Annotated in this window: 6 protein-coding genes; 4 read left to right on the forward strand and 2 right to left on the reverse strand. The window is 69.5% G+C overall.

The features are described 5' to 3' along the window. Both ER13_RS16265 and nadC read left to right on the forward strand, forming a co-directional pair. A partial coding sequence (locus tag ER13_RS16265; protein WP_035310960.1) for an FAD-binding protein occupies window positions 1-931 on the forward strand: 931 nt, incomplete at its 5' end. After that, a complete protein-coding gene (gene nadC, locus ER13_RS16270) occupies window positions 928-1,788 on the forward strand; it encodes a carboxylating nicotinate-nucleotide diphosphorylase (RefSeq protein WP_035310962.1) in 861 nt (286 codons plus the stop codon). The genes ER13_RS16265 and nadC, both read left to right, overlap by 4 nt. Window positions 1,789-1,834: 46 nt before the next feature. Here the strand turns inward: nadC and ER13_RS16275 are convergent, their stop codons facing one another. Next, window positions 1,835-3,007: a cell wall hydrolase gene (locus tag ER13_RS16275; protein WP_155988186.1), complete on the reverse strand. Its 1,173-nt coding sequence runs from the start codon at window positions 3,005-3,007 to the stop codon at window positions 1,835-1,837. A gap of 444 nt (window positions 3,008-3,451) precedes the next feature. Here ER13_RS16275 and ER13_RS18540 point away from each other — a divergent pair, with 444 nt between their 5' ends. Continuing rightward, window positions 3,452-3,637 carry a hypothetical protein gene (locus ER13_RS18540; RefSeq protein ID WP_035310966.1) on the forward strand — a complete coding sequence of 62 codons (186 nt, stop codon included), beginning with the start codon at window positions 3,452-3,454 and terminating at the stop codon, window positions 3,635-3,637. Between the two features lie 232 nt (window positions 3,638-3,869). After that, the gene (locus tag ER13_RS16285) at window positions 3,870-4,226 is read left to right on the forward strand and encodes a DUF6481 family protein (protein ID WP_008263506.1); all 357 of its coding nucleotides are present in this window, start codon (window positions 3,870-3,872) and stop codon (window positions 4,224-4,226) included. Window positions 4,227-4,313: 87 nt separating this feature from the next. Here ER13_RS16285 and ER13_RS16290 read toward each other — a convergent pair. Beyond that, window positions 4,314-4,727 (reverse strand): response regulator (locus tag ER13_RS16290; protein WP_035310969.1); only part of this gene is annotated, 414 nt, incomplete at its 5' end.

Genomic DNA, 4,727 nt, shown 5'->3' on the forward strand with positions numbered 1-4,727 from the left:
GTTCGCGGCCACCACGACGCCGGCGGCCCTGAAGGGCGAAGGCCTGGCGCTGGCTGCGCGGGCGGGGGCGGAAATTCTGGATCCCGAGTTCGTGCAGTTTCACCCCACGGCCATCGACGTGGGGCTGGATCCCGCGCCGCTTGCGACTGAAGCCTTGCGCGGCGAGGGTGCGCGGCTGATCGACGGTGAGGGCCGGTTCCTGCTGGGCGAGGCGCCGGACGCGGACCTGAAGGCGCGCGACGTGGTGGCGCGGGCGGTTCATGCCGCGCGGATGGACGGGCGGGGCGCCTATCTGGATGCGCGCGCGGCCATCGGCGAGGCCTTCCCGCACGAGTTTCCGGCCGTGTTCGCCGCCTGTATGCGCAGCGGCCTGGACCCGCGCATCAGTCCGATCCCGGTGATGGCCGCCTGTCACTATCACATGGGCGGGATCGCCGCCGATGCGGACGGGCGCACCACGGTCGCGGGCCTGTATGCGGTCGGGGAATGCGCCGCGACGGGCGTGCATGGGGCGAACCGGCTGGCGTCCAACTCCCTGCTGGAGGCGGCGACCTTCGGGCGGCGTGCGGGACAGGCGGCGGCGCTGGAGACCGGCGGCGGACGGCCATCGCCGGTCGAGGTCACGCCGGACCTGCCCGAGGCGGCCATGGCCGAGCTGAGAACCGCGATGACGGCTCATGCGGGGGTGGTGCGGAATGAAGCGGGCCTGTCGGGCCTGATCGCCCTGATCGGCCGGCTGGAGGCGCAGCATGGCCGGGGCGCCGTTCTGGAGGCGGCGCGTCTGGTCGTGCAGGCGGCGCTGGATCGGCGTGAGAGCCGGGGCGGGCACTATCGCTCGGATTATCCGCAGACGGCGGCTGTGGCGGACCATACGCGGGTGCGGAATGTGCGCCCGGCGATGCGTCCGGCCGTGCTGGAGCCCGCCGCGTGAGCCGGTCCTTGCCGGATGTGCTGATCGAGCCGGTCGTGCGGATGGCCCTGGCCGAGGATCTGGGACGGGCGGGCGATGTGACGGCCATGGCCTGTATTCCCGCAGACGCCCGGATGAAGGCAGGATTCGTGGCGCGCAAGCCCGGCGTCCTGGCGGGTATCGACTGTGTGCGGCTGGCGGTGCTGGCCATGGATCCGCAGGCGTCGGTCGATCTGCGGCTCGAGGACGGCGACGCCTTCGAGGCCGGGGCGGTGCTGGCGGTGGTCGAGGCCGAGGCGCGGGCCTTTCTGTCGGCCGAGCGGACGGCGCTGAACCTGGTCGGGCGGTTGTCGGGCGTGGCGACCCTGACGCGGGCCTATGTTCGGGCGGTCGCCGGGACCAAGGCGCGGATCGCGGATACGCGCAAGACCACGCCGGGCCTGCGGGCGCTGGAGAAACATGCGGTGGCGTGCGGCGGGGGGATCAACCATCGCTTCGGCCTGGATGACGCCATCCTGATCAAGGACAACCATGTGGCCGTGTGCGGCGGGGTGGCCGAGGCGGTCCGCCGGGCCAGGGCCTTTGCGCCCCATCTGATGAAGGTCGAGGTCGAGGTCGACGGACTGGATCAGCTGGAGGCGGTGCTGGGCCTGATCGCCGAGGGGGCGGCGCCGGACGTGGTCATGCTGGACAACTTCAGCCTGGACGACCTGAGGACCGCCGTGGCGCGGGTCGCGGGGCGGCTGACGCTGGAAGCCTCGGGCGGGGTCGATCTGACGACCGTGCGGGGCATCGCCGAGACCGGGGTGGACGTGATCTCGGTCGGCGCCCTGACCCATTCCGCGCCCGTGCTGGACATCGGTCTGGACGCGCTTTGAGCCTTTAGAGCGGGAGCGGTCTCTCGAAGCCGCTCCCGTCCATGGATCAGACCGGGTTGGAGACGTCCGTGGCCTCGACCTTTGCGGCGGTCTTGGCCGACGTGACCGCAGGGCGGCTCGTGCGGGCGGCGGCGGTCTGGGCGGCCGGCTGGGGCGACGGCTGGGCGCGCGAGGCGGCTTCCGGTTGCGGCTGGGCTTGCGGGCGCGGCTGAGCGGCGGGGGCTGCCGGTTCCGGCGCGGACAGGCCTTCCTGGGCCAGGACCAGGGAATAGGCCACGGCCTGTCCGGCCTGGCGGGCGGCCTCGACCGGATCGAGCCCGGCCTGGATCAGACGGGGCTGGTCGCCCGCGGTCGAGGGACGCGCCGCGTAGGTGAAGGCCCCGCTGGCGCCCGAACGTCCGCCGAAGCGATAGAAGAGGTGGCTGCCGACCTGATTCACCCGGATCAGCGAGTTGCGCCAGACCGGCGAGACGCCGGTGGTGTGGAAATGGGTGGCGTTGCCGACGGCCGAATAGACCGATCCCGACAGGGCGCCCGAGGCGATGCTCTTGGCGCGGTTCCAGGCCCCCGAGTTGACGCGACCGCGCATCGCGCCGTTGCAGGTGAACGAGAACTGGCAGCCGGTGCGGCGCGCGGCGCCCTGATAGACGACGCCGCAGATGGTCTTGGGGAAGGCGGGGTGGCGGACGCGGTTCAGGACCACCTGGGCCACGGCCTTCATGCCGTCGCGGCCTTCGCCGCGGGCTTCGTAATAGACGACCTGGGTCAGGCAATCGAGATCGCGGCTGGCGTCCAGGGCGTTGGCCATGCGGAACGGCCGGGCGCCGACCGGCGTGGTCAGATTGGCGCGACGCAGGTTCGGATCGCGGTTGTCGTTCAACTGGTCGAGGCGGGCGGCCAGGAGTTCCGCCTGGCGGTCGCGCTGGGCGGCGCCCGCGCTGGTATAGGGATCGTGTCGGCGTGCGATCGAGAGCGCGCTGGCGTCCAGGCCCCCGGCGGCGGCCGAGAGCGCTTCTTCGGTGAAGCCGGCGGCGGTGGCGCCGTGAATCCGTTCGGCCTGGGCGCGCAGCGTATTCGCCTGCGCCAGGGTTCCGCCCAGATAGGCGCCGCCGATCGCCAGTCCCACCAGACCGCCAAAGGCCGCTGCAGCCGTCATGGGCTTGATCTTCGCCACACGATCGGCGCGCGACGCGGCGCGCGTCTGAGAGGAATGCGACAACGAGTTAGTCCTGTTCAGCAGGGCGAGAAACGCTGCCCCCGGGGTAGTCTCGCCTGCTGGGCGACTCTGACGGTCGCGTTCCAACTGCGGTCAACGCACGGCTCATGCTGCCCGGCGTCGAGGACGGGCCTATATAGCGAAGTTTGTGACCTGAATGTGGCTGATTCGCAAGCCTGCGGTTAAGGCGTCGAAACGATTAGGTATTTTCACTGTATCGCACGGGGGGAATGACAATCCGGGCCGGAATGTGACAGTCGTGACGACGAATACTGTATTGTATTGCAGTAGGTCTTCATTCGCAAATGTGACAGCCTGCGATATCAGCTAAAGCGCCTGCCGGGTTCTGTTCATTTTGCGATCATGGGCCGTATTCGCGACTTGACGCCAGGGAGGGAACCTGTGCGTTGCGGTCGCGTTGAAGCGTGACCTTTGGAGAGAAGCCCCATGTCGAGACCCCTTGTGATGGCGGCTGTCGCCGCCGCGACCCTGGCCCTGGCCGCCTGCGGAACCACGATCGAACAGAAGGCGGCGAGCGGCGCGGTGGCCGGGGCTGTCGTCGGCGGACCGGTCGGCGCGGCTGTCGGCGGCGCCGCCGGGGCCGTCGTCGGCCAGGCCCAGAAACCCAACTAGAACGCGTCGCGCCCTTGTTTCGGCAGGGGCGCGACCTATCTGCATCACTGGACGGGCGATGCGCGGCATATGCGCGTCAAATCGTGCGTCCGTCCGATTTCGCTGCGGTGAACCTTGCTTTTGGCGCGCGTATCGGCTTTGTGCGGCCCGCTTCTGGCCGTGCGTTTTTTCGTCGCCGCCTGATCCCCGATAGCCGCCCCTGGCTGTTCACAAGGAACCCTGACGCTTTCGCATGAAAGATCTGAAGACCGGATTTTCCGACCGCATTACCGCCCAGCAGGAGGCCAAAAAGGCCCTGCTCGCCAAATTCAAGCCGAAGGCCGCCGCCCCCGACCCTGAATTCGAACGCCTGGCTGAAAAGCGCGCCGCCGAAAAGGAGGCCCTGCGCCAGCAGCACGAGCTGGCCAAGGCCGAGCAGCGCCGTGAAAAGGCCGAGAAGGACGCCGCCCGCATGGCCGCCGATCTCGAAGCCCAGGAAGCTCTCGAGGCCGAGAAGCGCGCCGACCGCAAGGCGCGCAAGCAACTGACCAAGGAAGAGCAGAAGGCCAAGCGCGACGCCCGCTACGCCGCCCGCAAGGCGCGTCGCTAGGTCGCTCAAGGCCCTGCACTGAAGGATCGACGCGTCGCGGGTTTCTGCGGCGCGTTTTTCTTTGGCCGCCCTATTGGGCGGACGGACCTATTCAGCAGGAAGGCTGGCGCGGCCGTCGATGATGCTGCGCAACTGTTCCGTCGAATAGGGTTTGCGCAGGAAGGGCCAGGGGGTGTCGGCCAGCACCTGGTCCACGTCGTCGCCGACATAGCCCGAGGTCAGGGCGATGCGCATGTCCGGCCAGTCTCGGGCCGCCTGCCGGGCCAGATCGACGCCGCTCATGCCGCCCGGCATGACGATGTCGGTCAGCATGATGTCGAAGCGCGCCGACTGTAGCGCCTTGAGCGCGTCGGGACCGCTTTCGGCCAGCACCACTTCGAGACCGAAACTCTCCAGAAGATCCAGAGCCACGGCCGCCACGCTGGCGTCGTCCTCGACCAGGAGCATGCGGCCGCCCTTGGCGAAGGCGACGTCCGCGCTGACGGGAACGGGGGCGGGGGC

The organism is Brevundimonas sp. EAKA (assembly GCF_000698025.1).
In the GTDB taxonomy this organism is placed as follows: domain Bacteria; phylum Pseudomonadota; class Alphaproteobacteria; order Caulobacterales; family Caulobacteraceae; genus Brevundimonas; species Brevundimonas mediterranea_A.

Excerpts from the sequence above, each read along its gene's own strand:
- ER13_RS18540 (WP_035310966.1), top strand. The coding sequence starts at position 3,452 with ATGTCGAGACCCCTTGTGATGGCGGCTGTCGCCGCCGCGACCCTGGCC.
- ER13_RS16285 (WP_008263506.1), top strand. The coding sequence starts at position 3,870 with ATGAAAGATCTGAAGACCGGATTTTCCGACCGCATTACCGCCCAGCAG.